The 19,168-nt window shown below is 71.4% G+C and carries 8 protein-coding genes and 1 tRNA gene; 6 read left to right on the top strand and 3 right to left on the bottom strand.

What is annotated here, in order from left to right; all coding sequences use genetic code 11:
• Positions 1-109: 109 nt before the first annotated feature.
• Together HPO96_RS02670 and aceE are read right to left on the bottom strand one after the other, a co-directional pair.
• Positions 110-1,312 carry a hypothetical protein gene (locus HPO96_RS02670; RefSeq protein ID WP_171669882.1) on the bottom strand — a complete coding sequence of 401 codons (1,203 nt, stop codon included), beginning with the start codon at positions 1,310-1,312 and terminating at the stop codon, positions 110-112.
• Between the two features lie 173 nt (positions 1,313-1,485).
• Positions 1,486-4,254, bottom strand: a complete 2,769-nt coding sequence (gene aceE, locus HPO96_RS02665; protein WP_171670675.1) for a pyruvate dehydrogenase (acetyl-transferring), homodimeric type — start codon at positions 4,252-4,254, stop codon at positions 1,486-1,488.
• Between the two features lie 254 nt (positions 4,255-4,508).
• On the opposite strand from aceE, the gene HPO96_RS02660 reads away from it, so the two are divergent.
• The 5 genes from HPO96_RS02660 (at position 4,509) to HPO96_RS02640 (ending at position 16,715) form a co-directional block, all read left to right on the top strand.
• A complete protein-coding gene (locus HPO96_RS02660; protein WP_171670674.1) occupies positions 4,509-4,949 on the top strand; it encodes a DUF3052 family protein in 441 nt (146 codons plus the stop codon).
• A 1-nt stretch (position 4,950) separates the two neighbouring features.
• Positions 4,951-5,415 carry a redoxin domain-containing protein gene (locus HPO96_RS02655; RefSeq protein ID WP_171670672.1) on the top strand — a complete coding sequence of 155 codons (465 nt, stop codon included), beginning with the start codon at positions 4,951-4,953 and terminating at the stop codon, positions 5,413-5,415.
• Positions 5,416-5,436: 21 nt separating this feature from the next.
• Positions 5,437-5,513: transfer RNA gene (locus HPO96_RS02650), tRNA-Val, on the top strand.
• 100 nt (positions 5,514-5,613) lie between these two features.
• Positions 5,614-5,847 (top strand): hypothetical protein, encoded by a 234-nt coding sequence (locus HPO96_RS02645; protein ID WP_171670671.1) that lies wholly within the window; start codon positions 5,614-5,616, stop codon positions 5,845-5,847.
• A 428-nt stretch (positions 5,848-6,275) separates the two neighbouring features.
• Positions 6,276-16,715, top strand: coding sequence for a non-ribosomal peptide synthetase/type I polyketide synthase (locus tag HPO96_RS02640; protein ID WP_171670669.1), 10,440 nt, complete (start codon positions 6,276-6,278; stop codon positions 16,713-16,715).
• A 353-nt stretch (positions 16,716-17,068) separates the two neighbouring features.
• On the opposite strand, the gene HPO96_RS02635 is transcribed toward HPO96_RS02640, so the two are convergent.
• Positions 17,069-18,022, bottom strand: a complete 954-nt coding sequence (locus HPO96_RS02635; RefSeq protein WP_337796487.1) for an ROK family protein — start codon at positions 18,020-18,022, stop codon at positions 17,069-17,071.
• Positions 18,023-18,220: 198 nt separating this feature from the next.
• On the opposite strand from HPO96_RS02635, the gene HPO96_RS02630 reads away from it, so the two are divergent.
• Positions 18,221-19,150: an ornithine cyclodeaminase family protein gene (locus tag HPO96_RS02630; RefSeq protein ID WP_171670667.1), complete on the top strand. Its 930-nt coding sequence runs from the start codon at positions 18,221-18,223 to the stop codon at positions 19,148-19,150.
• Positions 19,151-19,168 lie beyond the last annotated feature (18 nt).

Raw genomic sequence — 19,168 nt, 5'->3', positions numbered from 1 at the left:
GGTCCCCCAGGCCCCGGCCGCACCTGCTGCCGGCCGTCCACCGATCGGTCGGCAGATTATGACGGCAGGCCCACCTCCCCGTGCACAGGGTGGTGGGCCCGCCTGCGGTTTACAGCTTGACCGGCGCGCCCTTCGCGTCGGCCGCGGTGCTGCTGAAGCGGAAGTTGCCGTCGAACCGGGTGAATCCCGGCCCGGACGGAACGGCCAGCGGGCCCCAGCCGGTCGGCCGGAAGCGGTTGTTGACCGCGCTCACGTTCCCGTACGACGCCTTACCGGTCTTCTCGACGTACAGGTTGTAGCCGCCGCCCTCGATGTAGTTGCCCTCGATATGCACGTTGTGGATCGGCAGCCAGGTCGGCTGGATGAACAGCCCGCCGGTCTCGTTACCGCTGGAGCAGTCCAGCCGGTTGTTGACGAACTTGACCGTGCGCCCAGCGGCGTCCCGGAAGTCGCGGATGGTGGCCGCCTCGTTGTGCGACTCACCGTGGGAGCGCAGTCCGTAGACGTAGTTCTGCTCGGCGAGCGCGGAGTGCGTCGTCCCGGTCTCGAAGAAGCAGATCCCGGAGCCCATCCCGTGCATCAGGTTGCGCTGCAGGGTGCCGACGCCGAGGAAGGCGCAGGACCCGGCGATCTTGGCCGCCGGCAGTTGCGAGGCGTCGATCTCGGAGTCGCGGATGACGACCTGGCCCTCCTTGGTCGCGCTGCAGTTGGCGGCGCAGACGGTCGTGGTGACCAGGAACGCGTTGTGGTAGCCGGTCGACTTCGGCTTGATACAGGACTTGTCGACGGTGATCCGCCCGTTGCTGAGGTCGAGGGGCTGCTCGATGCGGACCTTCGAGAGGACCGTGCCGGCTGCCGGTTTGGCGCTACCGGTGTACAGCGGCAGCGAGGCGCAGCTCAGGCCGTGCGGCGCGAGGCCGACGTTCTTGGTGGTCAGCTGCCAGCCGAGCAGCCCGACCGGTTTCGTCGTCGGCGGCACGGTCGGCTTCGTGGTCGGCGGCGGTGTCGGCTTGGTGGTCGGAGTGACGGTCGGCTTCGGCGTCGGCTTGGTCGTCGGCGGCTTCGTCGGCGTCGCGCCGACGGCCTCGTAGCGACACGTCACGGTCTGCCCGGCGACCGGGTTCGCGACCTTCGGGCAGACGAGCCGCAGCCGCGGCGTCGGAGTGGCCACCGCTTGCGCGGTCTGGCCGGTCTGGGCGCTCTGCGGCGCCGGTTGCTGGGAGGCGGCGTTCGAGGTGAGAACCACCGCGGTGACTCCTGCGCCGGCGATCAGGGCGGCGATCAGCGGGAGGAGAACGAACTTCCTGGACAATCGAATGGCTCCGGTTCGAGGACGGTACTGCTTTTGACTCCCCGTATCCCCGTGCGCCCCGGAACCTAGCAGTGCCTGCCCGCGCAGTCATCTGCCTTCGATCCTGGTCGAAGGACAGGACAAATGAAAGCGGCCCACAGCCAGGCTGTGGACCGCTCTCCGGACGACGGCGATCAGGCGCCGGCGCCCTCCTGCTTCACACCGGCGACCGCGGTCGGGTCGTCGATCCGGTACTTGCGGGCCGCCTCGGCGGCAACCTCCGGCTTCACGTCACCGCGCTTGGCGAGGATCTGCAGCGCCGCGACCACGACCGACTCGGCGTCCACCTGGAAGTGCCGCCGCGCCGCGGCGCGGGTGTCGGCCAGGCCCCAGCCGTCGGTGCCGAGCGAGGTGTAGTCGTTCGGGACCCAGCGCGAGATCTGGTCCTGCACCGCGCGCATGAAGTCGCTGACCGCGACGACCGGGCCCTTGGTGTCCTTCAGCTGCTCGGTGACGAACGGCACCTGCTCCGGCTCGTCCGGGTGCAGCAGGTTGTGCTCCTCGGCCGCAACGGCGTCGCGACGCAGCTCGTTCCAGGACGTCACCGACCAGATGTCGGCGGCCACCGAGTACTCCTCGGCGAGGATCTGCTGCGCCTTGCGGATCCACGGCAGCGCGACACCCGAGCCGAGCAGCTGGACGCGCGGCACGTCGTCACCCGACGCCGTCTGGTACTCCTCGAAGCGGTACATCCCCTTCAGCAGGGCCGCGACGTCGAGGTTCTCCGGCTCGGCCGGCTGGGCGACCGGCTCGTTGTAGACGGTGAGGTAGTAGAAGACGTCCTCGCCGTACGGCTTGTCGTTGTCCAGCCCGTAGCCGTACATCCGGCGCAGGCCGTCCTTGACGATGTACGCCACCTCGTAGGCGAACGCGGGGTCGTAGTGCACGGCCGCCGGGTTCGACGAGGCGAGCAGCGGGGAGTGGCCGTCCGCGTGCTGGAGCCCCTCGCCGGTCAGCGTCGTCCGGCCCGCGGTGGCGCCGATCACGAAACCGCGGCCGAGCTGGTCGCCGAGCGCCCAGAGCGAGTCGCCGGTGCGCTGGAAACCGAACATCGAGTAGAAGATGTAGAACGGGATCATCGGCTCGCCGTGGGTGGCGTACGCCGTCCCGGCCGCGATCATCGAGCCCATCGCGCCGGCCTCGCTGATGCCCTCGTGCAGCAGCTGACCCTGCGGCGACTCCTTGTAGGAGAGCAGCAGGTTGCGGTCGACCGCCTCGTACTGCTGGCCGTGCGGCGAGTAGATCTTCGCCGTCGGGAACATGGAGTCCATGCCGAAGGTGCGGTACTCGTCGGGGGCGATCGGGACGATCCGGTGACCGATCTCCGGGTCCTTCATCAGGTCCCGGAAGAGGCGGACGAGCGCCATCGTGGTCGCCACCGGCTGGTGGTTGCCCTTGCTGAGCGGCTTGTAGACGTCGTCGCCCGGGAGCTTCAGCGTCTTCGGCTTGACCCGGCGCTCGGGCAGGAAACCGCCGAGCTGGGAGCGCCGCTCCATCATGTACTGGTACTCCGGCGAGTCCTTGCCGGGGTGGAAGTACGGCGGGTTGTAGGCGTCCTCGAGATCCTTGTCCTCGATCGGCAGGTAGAGCCGGTCGCGGAAGGTCTTCAGGTCGTCCGAGGTCAGCTTCTTCATCTGGTGGGTCGCGTTGCGGCCCTCCAGCGCCTCGATCGTCCAGCCCTTGATGGTCTGGGCCAGGATCACCGTCGGCTGGCCGACGTGCTCGGTGGCGCTCTTGAACGCGGCGTACACCTTGCGGTAGTCGTGCCCGCCCCGGGGCAGTTTGCGCAGGTCGTCGTCCGACAGGTTCCGCACCATCGCCTGCAGCCGCTGGTCGCCGCCGAAGAAGTTGTTCCGGATGTAGTCGCCCGACTCCACCGAGTAGGTCTGGAACTGGCCGTCCGGCGTGGTGTTCATCTTGTTCACCAGGGCGCCGTCGTGGTCCTGCGCGAGCAGCGCGTCCCACTCGCGGCCCCAGATCACCTTGATCACGTTCCAGCCGGCGCCGCGGAAGAAGGCCTCCAGCTCCTGGATCACCTTGCCGTTGCCGCGGACCGGGCCGTCCAGCTGCTGCAGGTTGCAGTTGATCACGAAGGTGAGGTTGTCGAGCTCCTCGCGGGCGGCCAGGCCGATCGCGCCGAGCGACTCCGGCTCACCCATCTCGCCGTCGCCGAGGAACGTCCAGACGTGCTGCTGGCTGGTGTCCTTGATGCCGCGGTGGTGCAGGTACCGGTTGAACCGCGCCTGGTAGATCGAGTCCAGCGCGGCGAGCCCCATCGAGACCGTCGGGTACTCCCAGAAGTCCGGCATCAGGCGCGGGTGCGGGTACGACGACAGGCCCTGGTGCGGACCGCGGGAGACCTCCTGGCGGAAGCCGTCCAGCTGGTCGGCGGTCAGCCGGCCCTCGAGGAAGGCGCGCGCGTACATACCGGGGGAGGCGTGCCCCTGGATGAAGATCTGGTCACCGCCGCCGGGGTGGTCCTTACCGCGGAAGAAGTGGTTGAAACCCACCTCGTACAGGCTCGCGGCGGACTGGTAGGTGGCGATGTGACCGCCGACCTCGAGCCCCTTGCGGTTGGCCTTGCTCACCATCACCGCGGCGTTCCAGCGGATGAAGGCCCGGATCCGGCGCTCGATGTGCTCGTCGCCGGGGAACCACGGCTCGCGCTCGGGCGGGATCGAGTTGATGTAGTCGGTGCTCCGCAGCGCGGGCACGCCGACCTGTCGCTCCCGGGCTCGCTCGATCAGCTTGAGCATCAGGTAGCGCGCTCGCGCCTTGCCGCGTTCGTCCAGCACGGCGTCGAGCGACTCGACCCACTCACGTGTCTCGTCGGGGTCGATGTCGGGGAGCTGGGTGGGCATCCCCTCGGTGATGATGGCTGGTGGTTCGTGTCCGGAAGCCACGGTGTCCTGCCGTTCTCTCTGGTTGTCTTCACCGCAATCCTGTCACCTGTTCGGAATGCGTTCTACTTCGGTCCTCCCTGGAGCGTGAATACGGTTGCCGGAGCGTGAACTGAGCGGACACGGACAGTGCCCGGCACGCGGATACCGGACACGTCACGGATACCTCGTGCATACTTGCGCGACGCGGTACGTCACGATGGACTACTGCTATTGACGTCTAACCCCGGGCAATCGGGGACCACGGAGGAGGACCTGTGAGCGCGACCGCGGACCACGCGGACGGCAAGGAGCAGCCGAACATGGCCGCCCGGCTCGGCCTGGAGGCCGGCTGGATCGTCCAGGAGATCGGCTACGACGACGACTGCGACGACGATCTGCGCGACGCGATCCGGGAGGTCACCGGCGAGGAGTTCGTCGACGAGGACACCGACGAGGTGGTCGACGTCGTATTGCTCTGGTTCCGCGAGGAGGACGGCGACCTGGTCGACGCCTTCTTCGAGATCCTCACCGACCTCAAGGCCGGTGGCGTCGTCTGGCTGATGACCCCCAAGGTCGGCCGGGACGGATACGTCGAGGGCAGCGAGATCGCCGAGGCCGCTCCGACCGCCGGGCTGTCCACGACGAGCACGCTGAGCGTCACCGACGACTGGTCGGCCACCAAGCTGGTGGTGCCGAAGTCCGGCCGCCGGGGCTGAGGTGACCGCTGCCGTCGGCAGCCGGGCACCCGACTTCACGACCCGCAACCAGCACGGCGAGCAGATCCGGCTCTCGCAGTACGCCGGCCGCCCCGTCGTCCTGGTGTTCTACCCGTACGCCTTCAGCGGCGTCTGCACGAGTGAGCTGGCCGCGCTCCGCGACCGGCCTGCCCTGCTGCGCGCGGCCGAGTTCCTGGCCGTCTCCTGCGACCCGATGTTCACCCTGCGCGCGTACGCCGACGCCGAGCGGCTGGAATTCGGCCTCCTCACCGACTTCTGGCCGCACGGCGCCATCGCGTCGTCGTACGGCGTCTTCGACCCCGCCCGCGGCGCCGCCCGCCGCGGCACCTTCGTCATCGACGCCGCCGGCGTCATCCGCTGGACCGTCCTGAACCCGAACCCCGACGCCCGGAACCCGGACGACTACGCCGCGGCGCTGGCAGAACTGGGGGCCGATCTCTTGTAAGCTTCTCCGGTCGCGTCACGCGGGCTGTTAGCTCAGTTGGTTAGAGCACCTCGTTTACACCGAGGGGGTCGGGGGTTCGAGTCCCTCACAGCCCACCATCGTTCAAGCTGGATCGAATACGTTGAGCGGCTCGGGTCCGCCCGGCTACCGTCTGTCTCCGTCAATCACTCCAAGTAACTTGAGATTGAGGAGAGACACTTGTCTTTGAAACGACGCACCGCATCCGCACTGGCCGCTGTGGCGCTCGCGGGCGGAATCGCCGCCGTCTTCCCCGCCGTGGCCGCCGCAAGCCCCAACTCCTACGTCAACACCTACGACACCACCTCCGCGTGTGGAGCCAAAGCTCGCGCCCTGGCCAACAGTGATTCCATCACCGAATGGGAGTGCCGGCCGAACGGCGGTAGGTGGGACCTGTATGTGACCTGGGCCTGAACCGGCCCGAGGCTCCGGCGACCGCCCGCGCTGGAGCCAGGTGCGCGCCATCCCCTTTTCTGGACGGCTGTTCAGCCATTGCTCTTTGGTCACGGGGCCGTATCCGACTCGCTCCCCAGTCGTTGAGAACGGTGTCGGCGGGGCGGTGGAATTCTTAACTCTTCGCTGCCTGGAACGGGCTCGGTTTCGGCCCGTCCCGGCTGGTAGGGTTCACGGCTGTCGGTCGGCACGATGACGCACCGGGTCCGCCTGGTCACGACATCGGTCCGGCAGGCCGAAAGTTCACGGGGCAACGTGTCGGTGAGAGCGAGACGGGTGTGCCCTGAGCCCGGCTCCGTCCAGTTGGGGAGGCGCTTGTCCGTGGGTCATCGACCGGCTCGCGCCGTCGTGGTCGGCGCTGAGATGACTCCGTTGGCGGTGCGGCGGGCGTGGTGAGGAGCAGTGCGGACCGGCCCGCGATCAGCACCGGGCCGGCGTTGATGATTCCCGCGGGCTACCCGCGCGACCTGCCCAGCGCGCTGCTGCGCGCGGCCCGCGATTTCGGCGCCGCGGGGGTGGTCGAGATCGGCCCGGACGGGCGCGAGACCAAACTCGACTTCCCGACCCTGCTCGAGCTGGCCGCCCGGATCCTGGCCGGCCTGCGCGCGAACGGCGTCCGCGCCGGCGACCCCGCGGTCGTGCACTGCACCGAGCCGGTCGGGTTCTTCGCCGCATTCTGGGCCTGCACGCTCGGCGGCATCCGGCCGCTGCTGATGGCCCCCTCGCTCGAGGGCGACCGTACGGAGTCCGGCCGCGAGCGGCTGCGCACCGTCACCGACCTGCTCGGCTGGACGGTGCTGATCGGCCGGCCCTCCGACCTGCCCGACGACCTCGGTCTCCCGGTCCTCGACCCGGATGCGCTGGCTGGGCACGAGCCGACCAACGAGTTCCACCGCCCGGCCGCGGACGACGTCGCCGTCCTGATGCTCTCCTCGGGGACGACGGGCGCGCCGAAGATCGTCCAGCTCACGCACCGCGGGCTGGTCGAGTTCGCCGCCGGTACGCCGGCGATGCTGCCGGTCCGCCCCGGGCAGACCACGCTGAACTGGCTGCCGCTCGACCAGAGCGGCGCGTTCCTGCTCTACCATCTGCTGCCCGTGTTCACCGGCTGCACGAACATCCACGTGAACACCCGCTGGGTGCTCGACGACCCGCTGCGCTGGCTCGACCTGATGGACCAGCACCGCGTCAACCACTCCTGGTCGCCGAACTTCGGCTACCGGCTCGCGACGCAGGCGATCGCGGGGGAGCCGGATCGGCACTGGGATCTGTCCGCGCTGCGCAGTCTGGTCAGCGGCGGTGAGCAGATCACCGTGCCGGTGATGTCGGAGTTCCTCCGGCTGACCAACCGCTTCGGCGTCGTACCGGAGACGTTCGTCGCGGCCTGGGGGATGACCGAGACGGTCACCGGGATCACCTTCGCCCGGCCGGGCCTGACGCCGAACGTCCATCGCGTCCGCGTCCCACCGACCGGCGTCGTCGAGTGGGTCGACCAGCGCCCGTCCAGCGGCAAGGTCGCGGTCGCGCGCCCCGGCAAACCGCGGACGGAGGCGCCCGGCGTCCTCAGCCTGGTCTCGGTCGGCGCGCCCGCCCCCGGTACGACGGTGCGGATCGTCGCCCCGAACGGCGCCGTCCTGCCCGAAGGCCGGATCGGCCAGCTGCAGGTCGCCTCGGCCCGCGTCACCCCCGGCTACCTGGGCAACCTCGAAGCCGACCGGACGGCGTTCCCCGTCGGCAACTGGCCGGCCCGCAAGTGGCTCGCCACGGGCGACCAGGGCTTCATCACCGGCGGCCAGGTCGTCATCACCGGCCGCGACAGCGAACGCATCATCATGAGCGGCAAGCTCTACTACGCCCACGACATCGAAGCCGTCGCCGCGACCGTCGTCGGCGCCGAACACGGCCTGGTCGCCGCCTGCGGCGTCGCCGACACCGAAGCCGGCACCGACCGCCTCGTCGTCTTCTACGCCCTGACCCCCGACTCCGTCCCCGGCATGGACCAGGCGATCCGCTCGCTCATCCAGTCCCGCCTCCAGCTGGCCGCCGAGGTCGTCGGCGTGCCGCGCCGCGACTTCCCCACCACCCCCGGCGGCAAGGTCCTCCGCCCCCTCCTCAAACAACGCTGGCTCGACGGCACCCTCGAAACCCCGCCCCACCCCCACATCGAACCCGCCGGCGCCACCCCCTTCTCCGGCCCGACCGGCCAAGGCCCCGAATCAGCCACCGCCCACACCCAAACCACCCCCTCCGACGAAGACCCCACCGAACGCACCACCGAACTCCCCGTCATCCGCCTCGCCTGGCAACGCACCCTCGCCAACTCCATCCCCACCCCACCCCAACGCCCCACCCAACTCCTAACCCCACCCAACCCCGACACCGAGCTGACGCCTGAGCCCACCGCCCAGACGACCCCGGCCGAGCCAGATCAGCCCGAGGCACCCGCCGCCGACGACACCTCACCAGCCGCCGAGCACCCCGAGGCATCGGAGACTCCTGCCGCCGCGGAGCAGCCGACATCCGAGCCCGCCACGCAGCCGACCCCGGTCGAGTCAGACGAACCCGAGGCACCCGCTGCCGCCGAGCATTCCGAGGCAGCGGAGACTCCCGCCGCGGAGCAGCCGACATCCGAGCCGGCCACGCAGGTGACCCCGGCTGAGACGGACGACGTCGCAGCACCCGCCGCCGACGAGACGTCAGCAGCCGCCCAGCATCCCGACGCAGTGGACACTCCTGCCGCGGAGCAGCCGACCGCCGAGCCCGCCACGCAGTCGACCCCGGTCGAGTCCGACGAGGTCGCAGCAGCCATCGCCGTCCAGCCCCAGCCTGCAGAGAGTCCCGCCGCGACGGCCGAACACCCGGCCGCGCAGGCGGACTCGGCGCAGGTGGACGCCGAGGAGCAGCCCACCGCCGCCGAGCCGACCGAGGACGCCGACGCCGCCGTCGAGCAGCCCGCATCGCCCGAGCCCGCCCGCGCGGAGCAGCCGACCGCCGAGCCGGCCGCGCAGACGACCCCGGCTGAGCCGGACGAGGACGCAGCACCCGCGGGCGCCGACGAGACCCCAGCCGAAACCTCAAACCCCGAGCTCTCGTCCGAGGCGGGCGCGCCCGCTGCCGAGCAGCCCGAAACACCCGCACCCGCAGTCCCGAACGCCGCCGTCGACTCAGCCGACGGCGCAGCACCTGCCGTCGCCGAGCAGCCCACACCTGTTGAGCTGACCGAGGACGCCGACCCGGCCGTCGACCAGCCCGCATCAGCCGAGCCGACGCGAGCGGAGCAGCCGAGAGTCGAGCCTGCCGCGCAGGTGTCCCCGGCTGAGCCGGACGAGGACGCAGCATCCACCGCCGCCCAGTCAGACGCAGCCGAGCCCGCTCTCGCGGAGCACCCGGCAGCCGAGCCGACCGCGCAGGCGACCCCGGCCGAGCCGGACAAGGTCGTACCAGCCGCCGCCGACGAGACCTCAACAACAGGCCCAGACACCGAGCTCTCGTCCACCAGCGTCACCCATCCGACCGCACCCGAGCCGGCCGCCGTCCCGGAGCCGGACGCCGAGCAGTCCGAGCCCGCAGACCCGGGTGCCGCGGAGGAACCGGCCGTCGAGCCGCAGCCAGTCGAGGTCCCGGTCGCTCGGGTCGAGCCGGTCGAGGTCGCGCAGCCTGCTCACACAGACGAGTCGGCCGCCGCCCCGGAGTCGGACGCCGAGGACGTCGCCGCGGCCGAGCCCGCGGCGCAGCCGGCAGCCGAGCCGTCCGGGGCCCTAGACGCGCATGCGGACCCGGCCGAGGCGGCCGAGGTCGCCGTACCCGCCGCTGCCCAGTCCGAAGCAGGCGAGCCAGCTCTCGCGGAGCAGCCGACAGCCGAGTCGTCCGCAGCCTCAGGCGCGCAGGGGATCCCGGCAGAGGCGGGCGAGGTTGCGGCACCCGCCGCCGACGAGACTTTGGCCAAAGCGCCGAACGCTGAGCTCCCGCCCGGGACGGACGAGCCTGAGGCTCCGGCCGCCGTCCAGGCCGAAGCAGTCGAGCCCGCTCTCGCGGATGAGGCGACAGCCGAGTCGTCCGTAGCCTCAGACGCGCAGGGGACCCCGGCAGAGGCGGGCGAGGTTGCGGCAACCGCCGCCGACGAGACGCCGGCGAAAGCCGCGAACGCTGAGCTCCCGCCCGGGACGGACGAGCCTGAGGCTCCGGCCGCCGTCCAGGCCGAGGCAGTCGAGGCTGGCCCTGCGGAGCAGTTGGAGTCCGTGGGTGCGGACGTCGTCTCCGAGTCGGTCGAGGTCGCGACACCGGCTGTCGCTCAGGCCGAGGCAGTCGAGCCCGCTCTCGCGGATGAGGCGACAGCCGAGTCGTCCGCAGCCTCAGGTGAGCAGGCGGATCCGGCGGAGGCGGGTGAGGTTGCAGCATTCGTCGCCGACGAGTCCGAGGCAGTCGAGCCTGCGCTTGTGGAGCGGCCGGAATCTGTTGGCTTGGACGGCGTACAGCCGGTCGCGGCACCGGCCGTCGCTCAGGCCGAGGCAGTCGAGCTCGCGGTGGGGCTGGAGGGCGTACGGCCGGCCGAGGTCGCGGCGGCTGCTGTCGCCGCCCGGTCCGAAGGTGTCGAGGTCGCGGAGGTCGCCGTTGAGCGGCCTGAGTCCGTGGAGCCGGCTGCTGCGGAGGAGCGGGCTGTTGAGCCGGAGGCGGTTGTCGGCTCGGATGCTCAGGTGGAGCAGCCTGAGGTCGGGGAGCCTGAGTCTTTCGACGAGCCGGTGGATCCCGAGCAGGCTGCCAGCGAGCTGGTCGATGCCGAGGCGGCTGGCGTTGTCGGGCCTGAGGTAGCTGAGGTTGGAGAGGCTGCCGTCGAGCAGTCCGAGGCAGGTGCGTCCGCGCCGGCGGAGGAGTCGTCGAGCGAGCCGTCCCTGGAGACGCAGGCGAAGTCGGTCGACGGGGATGTTGCGGCGTCCGCCGCCCAGCCCGTGGTTGCGGATGGGGCGCCGGACGCCGAGGTCGAGCTGGCTGCTGCCGGCTCGGAGGAGCAGGCGAAGGTTGCGGGGGCGGTTGGGCGGGGGCTGGCGGCGGTGGGGGCGCTGGTGGCTGAGCCGGGTGGGAAGGTTGCGGGGCAGGCGGGGCGGGGTGGGAAGGGGGCTGTTGACGGGGTTGCTGTGGTGGGGCTGGCTGGGCGGTTCCCGGGGGCGGAGACGCTGGAGGTGTTCTGGGACAACCTGGTCGGCGGGGTCGAGAGTGTGGGGCCGGCCGGTGGGGTGCTGGACGACGTGGAGTCGTTCGATGCGAAGTTCTTCGGGTTGAGTGACCGCGAGGCCGAGTTGATGGACCCGGCGCAGCGGTTGTTCCTCGAGGTGTGCCACCAGGCGCTCGAGCACGGCGGGTACGGCGGTACGACGAATCGGGTCGGCGTGTTCGCGGGCTCGGGGATGAACCTGTACGGGCGCCGGCCGCAGCCCCGCGATTCGCTCGCGGCCCGGGTGGCGTACCGGCTCGGGCTGACCGGCCCGGCCATCGGCGTCCAGTCGGCGTGGTCGTCGTCGCTGGTCGCCGTCCATCTGGCTTGCCAGGCGCTGCGCTCCGGTGACGCCGACCTCGCGCTGGCCGGCGCCGCCGCCGTGCAGGTGCCGCAGGCAACGGGTCCGGAGCCGAGCGAGGTGCTCTCGCCGTCCGGTCATGCGCGCGCGTTCGACGCGGCCGCCGACGGCACCGTGGGTGGGAACGGCGTCGCCGCCGTCCTGCTCAAGCGCCTCGACCAGGCCGTCGCGGACGGCGACACCGTGTACGCCGTCATCCGCGGCACCGCCGTCAGCAGCGAGGACGCCCCGGGCGGCAATCAGGCCGATCTGATCGAGCGCGCGTTGCAGCGCGCCGGGTTCGCGGCCGAGTCGCTCAGCTACCTGGAGGCGAACGCGATCGGCAGCGGCCCGGCCGACGCCGCCGAGGTGCGCGCGCTGTCGGCGGCGCTGCGCCGGCACACCGACAAGGTCGGTTTCTGCACGATCGGCTCGGTGAAGCCGAATATCGGCCACCTGGACAGCGCCGCCGGGATGGCCGGCCTGATCAAGACGATCCTGATGCTCCAGCACCGGATGCTGGTCCCGACGATCAACTACCGCAAGCCGAACCCGGAGCTCGGCCTCGACGGCAGCCCGTTCACGATCGGCACCAAGGCCCGCGACTGGGAGTCCGGTACGACGCTGCGGGCCGGCGTCAGCGCCCTCGACGAAGGCGGGACGAACGCCCACGTCATCCTCGAAGAGCCCCCGCGCCAGGTCCGCCGCGGTGACGACGGCCCCGTCGTCCTCCCGCTCTCGGCCCCCGACCCCGACGCGCTGACCGACCTGGTCGAGCTGTACCGCACCGACCTCGGCCACGGCACCGGCCATCGCCTGATCGACCTCGCCGGTACGACGGCGCTCGGCCGGTCCGCGCATCGGCACCGCATCGCCGTCGCGGGCGGCACCGAGGCCGAGCTCGTCGACGCACTCGGCTCGGCGCAGGCGACCGAGGCCCCGCGCGGCGGCCCCGGCGCGCTCGGCTACGCCTTCACCGGCCAGGGCGCGGCCCGCCGCGGTATGGCCGCCGGGCTCGCGGCCCGCTTTCCGGTCTTCCGGTCCGTCCTCGACGAGTGCGACCGCGTGTACGCCGAGGAGACCGGCGGCAGCCTGCTCGAACTGCTGCTCACCCCAGCCGGCTCCGACGGCGTCTGGCCGACCGAGACCGCGCAGCCCGCGCTGTTCGCATTCGAGCTCGCGCTCGCCCGGCTCTGGCAGTCGTTCGGCGTCCAGCCCGCGCTCGTCGTCGGCCACAGCGTCGGCGAGTACGCCGCGCTCTGCGTCGCCGAGGCCCTCTCGCCGGCGGACGGCGTCCGCCTGACCGCCAAGCGCGGCGAGCTGATGCAGCGCGGGACGGCGCCCGGCGCGATGGTCTCGGTACGCGCCGACGCCGATCGCGTCCGCGAGCTGGCCCGCACCTCCGGTGTGGAGATTGCCGCCGGCAACGGTCCGCAGTCTTATGTGCTGAGCGGCTCCGAGGTGATCGTCGGGCAGTTGGCCGCGCAGCTCGACCAGCTGCAGGTCGCCTACCAGCGACTGGACGTCGATCGCGCGTTCCACAGCTCGCTGGTCGAGCCGATCCTGTCCGATTTCGCGGAGATCGTCCGCGGGATCACGCTGAAACCGCTGCGGACGCCGATGGTGTCGAGCTGGTCGGGTGAGCTGCTGGAGTCCGGCACGGTTCTCGACAGTGAGTATCTGGTCGGCCAGCTGCGCCAGCCGGTCCTGTTCGGCGACGCCGTCGAGGCCGTCACCGCGGCCGGGTGCCGCCGCTTCCTGGAGCTCGGCCCGGACGCCGTCCTCAGCCCGGCCGGGCGCCGCATCGCCCCGAACAGCACGTGGATCCCGGCCCAGCGCCTCGGGCAGGATCCGGTGCTCGCCACCATGAACGGTCTGGCCGAGCTCTACGAGCAGGGCCAGGAGATCAACTGGTCGAAGGTGTACGCGTTCAGCGGTCGCGTCCCGCTGCCGACGTACCCGTTCCGCCGGGTGCACCACTCGATCGAGACTCCGGCCGCGACGACGGCCGCGGCGCCCGAGGGCCGCAGTCAGGTGAGTGCGTTCGAGCGCGCCGCCCGGGCGCAGGCCGTCGGGTCGACGGCCGCGGTGAAGCGGATCCCGCTGGATCCGCCGGCTGAGGTCGCCGAGATCGAGACGGCCGACGAGCAGCTCGACGAGGAGTCGCCGTTCGCGCTCCCGGCCGAGACGCACTCGGTCGACGCCGACTACCTGGCCCAGGCCGGGTCGCTGTCGGGTGACGAGGTGTCCGCCGAGCGCTACCGCGACGCGCTGGACGCCGTCCTCGACCTCACCTGTGAAGAGCTGCGGCTCGACCCGTACGACCTGACCGTCGACCACACGTTCGCCGAGCTGGGTGCGACGCCGGAGTCGATGGCCCCGGTGATCGACCAGATCAACGAGCGGTTCACCGTCGAGCTGACGCCGGGTGAGCTGTTCGGCGCATTCACCACGCCGCACAAGCTGGCCACCGCGGTTGCCGTCCAGACCGCGCGCGCGGACGCCGAAGAAGAAGTTGCGGAGAGCAACGAAGAGCCGGAAACTCCTGTGGTGGAAGCGGTTTCGGTGCCGGTCGTCGAGCTGGCGGTGGCTGAGGTCGGCGTCGACACGGACGATCCGCGGACGGCGCTCGCGGTGCTCGGCTCTGGGTTGGCGGAGCTGGCGGCGAAGGTCGACGAGGCTGCTGCCGCGACGGGTGCGGCCGAGCTGCCGGGGAGTGGGATGGCTGCGCTGATGTCGCAGCAGTTGCGCGTTGCGGGTCAGCTCGTCGAGGGTGTCACCAAGCTGATGAGCGAGCAGCTCGCGCTGCTGAACGAGGTGCAGACGACGCAACCGGCAGTACCTGTGGACGAAGAAGTAGCCGAGGGCAATGAAATGCCTGAGGGTGACCAGGCTGCCGACGACATGATCGACGATCCTGGTGCGCCGGTGGCTGTGGTCGACGTGCCGGATGACGAGTTGCCTGGGCTGGTCGACGAGGATCCGCGGGAGCGTGAGCTGCGGCGGGTGGTCGTCGAGCAGGAGGTCGCTCCGTCGGTCGCGGGCTGGCGCCGCGACCTCGGGTACTGGCAGGTCGCGCTGGCCGGCGCCGAGCCGCTGGTGCTCCCGGCGGACGGCGTCCGCACCGGCAAGGTCGCGTCGGTGAAACTGGAGCTGACCGACGAGCTCGGCGACGAGGTCTTCGTCTTCAGCCGCGAGCGCAAGGTCAGCCCGCTGATGACGATGCTGGCCGCCGTCGGCACGGTCCTCGGCCGGTTCGCCGCCCAGGACGACGTCACGATCGGATCGGCCCTGATCCGCCCGCAGGGCGACACCTCCGCGGCCCCGCGCCGCGCGCTGCCGATCCGGATCGACCTGTCCGGTGAGCCCGATCTGGGTGAGCTGGCACACCGCGTGCGCGATGTCACGACCGGCGCGTTCGAGCACGCCGGCACCGACCTCGCGATCCTGGAGCGCGACCCGCTCTTCCAGGTCCTGGTCGAGTTCGAGGACGGCGACGACGAGCTCCCCGAGCCGCTCGACCTGCGCCTGCGCCTGACCCACCACGGCGCCGGCATCACCTGTACGGCGGACTACCGCGAAGGCCTGTTGCATCGGGCAACGATCGACCGGCTGCTCAACTACCTGCAGGCCGTGTTGCACAGGGCAACCAACGAGCCCCGCCTCCGGCTGCCCCAGCTGATGCAGCCGATCGCCTCCGACCTGGAGGCACTCCGCCGGCTCGAAGGCGACCTCGAGCCCGTCGGCCCGATCGGCCGCAGCCGCCGCGATGCCGTCGTCGCCGGTGAGCTGAGTGGCCTGCACACGCTCTTCGAGCAGCAGGTCGCCCGGACGCCGGACGCCGTCGCGCTTGCCCAGGGCAACCGTGAGCTCACGTACGCCGAGCTCGACCGCCGGGCGAACGCCGTCGCCTGGCAGCTCGCCGATCTCGGCGTCAAACCCGGCCAGATCGTCGCGATCCGGGTGGCCCGCGGGACCGAGCTGGTCGTCGCGGTCCTCGCCGTCCTGAAGTCCGGCGCGGCGTACCTGCCGCTGGATCCGGGCGTCCCCGAGTCGCGCTGGGCGTTCATGGTGAACGACGCCGCCGCCGTCGCCCTGGTCGGCGACGACGCCGCGCTCGCGGACCGGCTCGGCCTGACGCTCGTCCCGGTCGCCGCAGTCGACGGCGATCCGCGGGCCCGGCAGGCGCCGCCCGTTCAGGCCGCGGCCGACGACATCGCCTACTGCATCTACATCTCCGGCTCGAACGGCAACCCGAAGGGCGTCCTGGTCCCGCATCGCGGCCCGGTCAACCTCGTCCGGCACTACCTGCGGACGCGTAGCTCCCTGCGCACCTTGCAGTGGACGTCGTTCGGCTTCGACGTCCACGTTCAGGAGATGTTCACCGCGCTCGCGTCCGGCGCCGGCCTCGTGCTGATCGGCGAGGACGACCGTTACGACCCGGACGCCGTGATCGCCGCGCTCCGCGATCACCAGGTCGAGCGGCTCTTCATGACCTTCAGCCCGCTCACCGCGCTGCTCGCCACGATGCGCCGGCTGCCCGAGCTGCCCGCCCTGCGGGAGATCGTCGCGGGCGGCGAGGCGATGGTGCTGACGCACAAGGTCCGCGAGTTCCTCGACGCGCATCCGGACTGCCGGTTGTTCAACGAGTACGGCCCGGTCGAGGCGTCGATCGTGACCACGATCCACGAGGTCGACCCGGCCGAGGACCGGCCGTCGATCGGCCGCCCGGTGGACGGCGTCGCCGTCCGGCTGCTCGACCAGGCGCTGCGTCCGGTGCCGGTCGGCGGGGTCGGCGAGATCCACCTCGGCGGCGCGGCCGTTGCCCAGGGCTACCTCGGGCGGCCCGAGGAGACCGAGCTGATGTTCGTGCCGGACCCGGTGCACCCGGGCGGCCGGCTCTACCGCACCCGCGATCTGGGCCGCTGGCGGCCGGACGGCACGCTGGAGTACCTGGGCCGCGCCGACGATCAGGTGAAGATCCGCGGCCACCGGGTGGAGCCGGGGGAGACCGAGCACGTGCTGGCCGACCAGCCCGGCGTGATCGACGCGGTCGTTGTCGCGAACAACGACCCGGCCGGCGACACCTGCCTGATCGGGTACGTCGTCCTGGAGGACAGCGACCCGGCCGTCCTGGCCCGGCTGATGCTCGACCTGGGCAAGGAGCTGCCGATCTATCTCGTCCCGGCGGACCTGATCCCGATCGAGGAGCTGCCGCTGGACGACAACGGCCGGCTCGATCGCGGCCGGTTGCCCGAGCCGGAGTGGCTGCGCCCGTAGTACGGCAGCCCGTGGTCGCGGGCAGGCGGGAACGGGGGAGTAGAGCGGTCCTCTACCCTCCCGAGGACCGTTCGCACTCACCTGCGGGGCCGCCGGGCATGGCGGCCCCCGAACGCGGGGGCGGCGGAGGGTCTCCCCTCCGCCGCCACACGCGTTCCGGTCGGTCCACGGCCCCCCATCGACCGACCTTGCCCGGTTGGTCCAGGCCCCCCTTGACCAACCGTGGATGACGTGCCCCCACCCCATCCATCCGTTGCATCGTGGGGAACGCAGTCGTCGTTACACCAAACGCAGTTATTCGTAAGAATTGCGCAAAGTTGCGCGATCAAACCTTTGCCGGACGAGGGTGCTGATCAGCTGATCGAGGCCCAGGCCTGGTGGGCAGCGCCGAGCAGGCCGGCATTGTCGAGCTGCGCCGGGACGACGTTCAGCTCGGTCACGAATGGCAGCTGCGCGAGCCGCTTGACCCACGCCTGCACCGGGTCGAACAGCACCGGCCCGGCCTTGGAGACGCCGCCGCCGATCACGACAGTGGTCAGGTCGACGGTCACGGCGGTCGCGATGATCCCGGCCGCGAGGGCCTGGGCGCCGTCGTCGAAGGCGGCCAGGGCCAGCTCGTCGCCGTCCGCGGCATCCGCGGCCAGGACGGCGGCGTCGACCGGCTCGCCGGCCCGCCAGCCGTTGCGCTGGGCCCGGGCGACCATCCGCGGGCCGCTCGCGTAGGTCTCGACGCACCCGAACGAGCCGCAGGCGCAGGCCTCGCCGTTCTGATCCACGACGACATGGCCGATGTGGGCCGCATTGCCGGACTGGCCGAGCAGCGGCCGTCCGTTCAGCACGATGCCGCCGCCGACCCCGGTCGAGACGACGATGCCGAGCAGCGTGTCGGCGTCCCGGCCCGCGCCGGTCCAGAACTCGCCGAGCGCGAAGCAGTGCCCGTCGACGCCGAGGGTGACCGGTACGCCGACCAGGTCACGGACCCGCTCGACGAGCGGGAAGTTGCGCCAGCCGGGGATGTTCACCGGCGAGATCAGGCCGTGCACGGCGTCCAGCGGGCCGGCCGAGCCGATGCCGACCGCGATCGGGCGCGCCTCGCCGCGGACCTTCTCGACCAGGACGGCGAGCGCCGCGAACACCTCGTCAGCACCGCCGGCCGGGGTGGCGATCCGGTCCTGGACCAGGATCGTGCCGTCCGCGGACACCAGAGCGGCGGCCATCTTCGTGCCGCCGATGTCGATCCCGAGAACCGCATCCGGTCCGTGCGGGGACGACTCCGGGGCGGAGTGGCGGGTGCTCTGCGCTGTCACGTAACGGTCTCCGTCGGGGGCGGCCAATGTCGAGAGACAACGTTATCTGTAGTCGGCCGGATCGGCGAGTGGAGATCGGAACCAATCTGCGCCGAACCTGCATAAACGAGCGTTCGCCTGCCCTTGACAAGGCCTGACAACGATGGCGTTCGGGACACTTCCGAACGGGTTCCGGCGGTCCCGTGAGACGGTGGTCGGGTGACAGCACCCGAGCGGCCGGCGCAGTTCACCGCGGACGACGTCCGGGCGGTTCCGCCGGAGCGGATCGTCGCGGCGATCCGGCAGGCGGCGGCCGATCCGGCGACCCTGGAGCGGAGCGCGCCGCGCTCGGCGTTCCCGGCGCCCGGCGGTGAGTTGTTGCTGATGCCGGCCACCGACGACCAGCTGACCGGCGTGAAGATCGCAACCATTGCCCCGGACAACCGCTCGCTCGGGCTGCCCCGGGTGCAGGGCGTCTACGTGCTGTTCGACGCGACCACGCTGACCCCGGTCGCCGTCCTCGACGCCGTCGAGCTGACCGCCGTCCGGACCGCCGGCGTGTCGATGGTCGGGATCGATGCGCTCGACGGCGCTACCGGCCGGACGGCGATCGTCGGGACGAGTGTGCAGGCGCGCAGCCATCTGCGCCTGTTGGCCGAGCTGGGGTGGTCACGCGAGTTCACGATCCACGGGCGCCGGGCGGACGCGGTGGCTGAGCTGGTGGGGTATGCGAGTGGTCTGGGCGTCGACGTCCGGGCCGGGACGCCGGATGATCTCGGGCGGGCCGGTCTGGTGGTCTGCTGCACCTCGGCGAGTACGCCGGTGGTCGGTGCGCTGGCGGACGACGTACTGGCGGTTGCCGTCGGCTCCCATACGGCGACTGCGGCCGAGCTGCCTGCGGAGCTGTTCAGGGGTGCGCAGGTGGTGGTCGAGTCGCAGGGCGCGCTGGCGACGGAGGCGGGGGATGTGATCCAGGCGATCGCGGCCGGAGCCTTGACCGCGGATGAGGTCGTCGAGTTGGGCGCCGTGCTGCGCGGCGACGTCCAGGCCGATCCACGGCGGCGGCGCATCTTCAAGACCGTCGGCATGGCCTGGCAGGACCTGGCCGTCGCGACGGCGGTTTTCCGACATGGGGTGGCGAACGCGTAGCCCGCCGGGAGAGGGTGT

This window comes from Kribbella sandramycini, assembly GCF_013131805.1.
Classification (GTDB): Bacteria; Actinomycetota; Actinomycetes; order Propionibacteriales; family Kribbellaceae; genus Kribbella; species Kribbella sandramycini.
The sequence above is the reverse complement of the archived record's forward strand: the minus strand, read 5'-3'. Positions and strand labels throughout refer to the sequence as shown.